The organism is Propioniciclava sp. MC1683 (assembly GCF_014164675.1).
In the GTDB taxonomy this organism is placed as follows: domain Bacteria; phylum Actinomycetota; class Actinomycetes; order Propionibacteriales; family Propionibacteriaceae; genus Propioniciclava.
Genome location: NZ_JACJFX010000078.1, coordinates 1 through 3,118 on the forward strand (window position 1 = coordinate 1; position 3,118 = coordinate 3,118).

At 68.7% G+C, this 3,118-nt stretch carries 4 protein-coding genes; 2 read left to right on the forward strand and 2 right to left on the reverse strand.

All coding sequences use genetic code 11. The features are described 5' to 3' along the window. Together H5397_RS17210 and H5397_RS17215 are read left to right on the forward strand one after the other, a co-directional pair. The coding region (locus H5397_RS17210; RefSeq protein WP_182814264.1) for a transposase at positions 1-224 on the forward strand (224 nt) is incomplete at its 5' end. Positions 225-241: 17 nt separating this feature from the next. After that, positions 242-1,261: an IS1380 family transposase gene (locus H5397_RS17215; protein ID WP_309224399.1), complete on the forward strand. Its 1,020-nt coding sequence runs from the start codon at positions 242-244 to the stop codon at positions 1,259-1,261. A 118-nt stretch (positions 1,262-1,379) separates the two neighbouring features. Here the strand turns inward: H5397_RS17215 and H5397_RS17220 are convergent, their stop codons facing one another. Next, entirely contained in the window at positions 1,380-1,979 is a 600-nt protein-coding gene (locus H5397_RS17220) for a hypothetical protein (RefSeq protein WP_182818957.1), read from the reverse strand. Between the two features lies 1 nt (position 1,980). Beyond that, positions 1,981-2,334 (reverse strand): PadR family transcriptional regulator, encoded by a 354-nt coding sequence (locus H5397_RS17225; protein ID WP_182818959.1) that lies wholly within the window; start codon positions 2,332-2,334, stop codon positions 1,981-1,983. Between the last annotated feature and the right edge of the window lie 784 nt (positions 2,335-3,118).

Consider the following 3,118-nt stretch of genomic DNA (forward strand, 5'->3'; position numbering starts at 1 on the left):
AGATCGCCCGTCGCAAGGCCAAGGGCAGCCGCGGCGGTCGCCCACCTGCCTTCGATCCCACCATCTACAAGGGCAGGAACGTGGTGGAACGCTTCTTCAACCGGATCAAGGAGTTCCGCGCCATCGCCACCCGCTACGACAAACTCGCTCGCAACTACCGCGCCGGCCTCGTCCTGGCCAGCACCATCATCTGCCTACGAGACCAGTTACGCGACACGCCCTAGCCGGCCTTGCCGGCAGGGTGCCCGGCGTCCTGGCAGGCGCCGACATCGAACAGGGGCTGGCGTTCCTCGATGTCGACGACACCATCCGGGAGGTCCACGGGTACCGCAAGCAGGGCGCCGGCTACGGGTACACGAGGGTGCGGGGATTGAACATCCAAATTGCTGCCCTGTCGACCCCGTTGGCAGGCCCGGTGATCGCCCGCGCCCGGCTCCGCAAGGGCAACACCGGCTCCGCGCGGGGGGCCGGCAGGATGGTGGCCCAAGCCGTCACCACCGCCCGTGCTGCTGGCGTGCGGGGTCGGATCCTGTGCCGGGCGGACTCGGCGTACTACGGGTGGGCGTTCGTGGGGGCCGCGCTGCGAGCGAACGCGTGGTTCTCGGTCACCGCCCGGATGACCAAGACCGTCACCCGAGCAATCGCCGGCCTGGCCGAGGACGCCTGGCAGACCATCAAGTACCCCCACGCCGTCTGGGAGGAAGCCGAACAACGCTGGATCTCGGATGCGGAGGTTGCCGAAGTCGAGTTCGTGGCGTTCACCGGCCGACGCCAGCACCAGCACGTGCCCTGCCGGCTGGTCGTGCGCCGGGTCAAACGGATCCAGCCGCTCGCCTCCGATGGCAGTGAGCAGGGGGAACTGTTCGCCGCCTACCGGCACCACGCGTTCATCACCAATTCCTCTTTCACTACGGTCGAGGCCGATCAGCTCCACCGCGACCATGCGATCGTGGAACAGGTCATCGCCGAACTCAAGGACGGCCCCCTGGCCCACCTGCCGTCGGGGAAGTACGCCGCCAACGCCGCCTGGGTGAGCCTGGCGGTGATCGGGTTCAACATCGCCCGAGCCGCCGCGGTCGCCGCCGGCCTGGCCAAGGCCCGATGGGCCACCCTGCGCCGTCAGATCATCCAGGTCCCGGCACGGATCGCCGCCACCGGTCGACGACTCGTCCTGCACCTACCCACACACTGGCCCTGGGCCCACGCCTGGAGAGCGCTCCACGCCCGCGCGACCAGCCCACCCCAGCCGGTCACTCCCTGACCACCCAGCCCCAGCAGGCGCAACCAAGGACCCCCAGTGGAGAAGCCGGACAGACCGGCAGGACCACCACGCCCACACCCGAAACGCCGTCAACAACGACGCGAACCATCCCCAAGAATCACAGTCGGTGGATCAGGGTTGAGAGGTCGCGCCAGGTGGAGGTCACGCTGGCCACGAGCAGGCCGACGCCGATCACCAACGCGACCAGCCAGCTGAACTCGGCCACGACGTCGGTGAGGAACAGCATCGCGAGCACGAGCACCGCCATCAGCGCGACGCCCAACAGGCCCGCCACGGAGTACTTCACCTTCGCGAGCCAGGGCAGCACCCGGCGGGGGAGTGCCATGACGACGCTGGTCAGGCCGAGGACGACGGCGAGGGCCACGACGTCGCCGATGGTGACGGTGAACGGCGTCCGGGTCACCCAGTCGTCGACGGCGCGGGGCACGATGAGGAGCCCAAGCAGGCCCATGAGCACGCCGACGAGGAACGACGCCCCGAACCCTGATCCGGCGGCGGGCTCGGGCACGAGGGTCGTGGCGTAGGTCGTCGGGTCGCCGAAGGCCTCCTCGGCGGACTCACCGGATTCGGCGCAGTGGGCGTCGACGGTCGCGAGGGCGTCTCCGATCTGCTCGCCCGAGGCGTCCTGCGTCCGCATGGCGATGATGAAGTCCTCGCGCCAGTCCTTGCTGATGTGGGGCGTGGAGATGTCGGGCATGTCAGGCCTTCCTGGGATCGATGAGGGGGTCGGTGAGCAGACGGGTGGTGTCGGTGAACTGGGCCCAGCGGGCGGCGACCGCCGAGGCCTCGCTGCGGCCGGCGTCGGTGAGGGCGTAGTACTTGCGTCCGGGGCCACCGTCGCCGGGGCGCCACTCGACCTCGACCCACCCGGCTTCCTCGAAGCGCCCGAGGAGGGGGTAGAGCGTGCCGCCCTTGACGGTCCCGAGCCCGGCGGCGGCGAGGCGCGTGGCGATCTCGTAGCCGTACGTGGGTCCGTCCGACAGGATGCGAAGAACGCAAGCCCCCAGCACGCCGCGCAGCCACTCGCTGGGCCAGGCGATGTCAGTTTCCATATCTAGATCGCATGTCTGACTAGTAAGGCTGTCAATCTACTTCGTGGGCGCGTGAGTTGGCGGTGCGCCTGCTCGCGCACGCAGAACGCGCGCCCGTCGCGATGATGAGCGCGTCAGCTCCGGCCAGCCCCTCGGGGGTGAGCTGGCGAGCATCCGCACCTCGACTCCCTCCTTGGCGAGCGTCTTGCCCATGGCGATCGCGGCCTCGCGCATCTCTGCCTTGCGGGGAGCCATGCCCGCGAGCAGGAACTGACCGCCCAGCTCGTGTGTCTTCGCCGCTGCTCGTCTCTTGCGGCGGCTTCTCGGGTCGACGGTGCAGGGGGCGGTGCGATGTGCAGGTCGTTACCCTTCGACAAGCTCAGGGGACAGGGCGACAAGCTCAGGGATCGAGGGATACCGCTCGTCCGTCGCGGCGGCTACTCGGGGGGACGTTCGACACGCTCACGGAGCGGGGGGACCATGGCCGTTCGCCCGGTCCTGTAGTCGTAACGGACCGAGGGGCCGCTCCGCCGCACGAGGCCGTCGAGCATCAGCAACAACGCCGATGGAACCTACTCGGTCGGCCCCTACCGGGTGCACGTGTCCACCCGCGGCAACGATCAGGTGAGAGAGGTGACCATCCTCGACTGATATGTAGGCCCTTTTGTCAAGGGGGCGTGACGAAGTGGCGTCCTCCTGGTTGGGGGACGCCACTTCGCTTTTGGCACGGTGCTTGGTGACGTTCGGCGTGGTCGTCGACGCGGATGGTCAGACTGACATGCGCGGGTTGGTTACCGCTTGACGG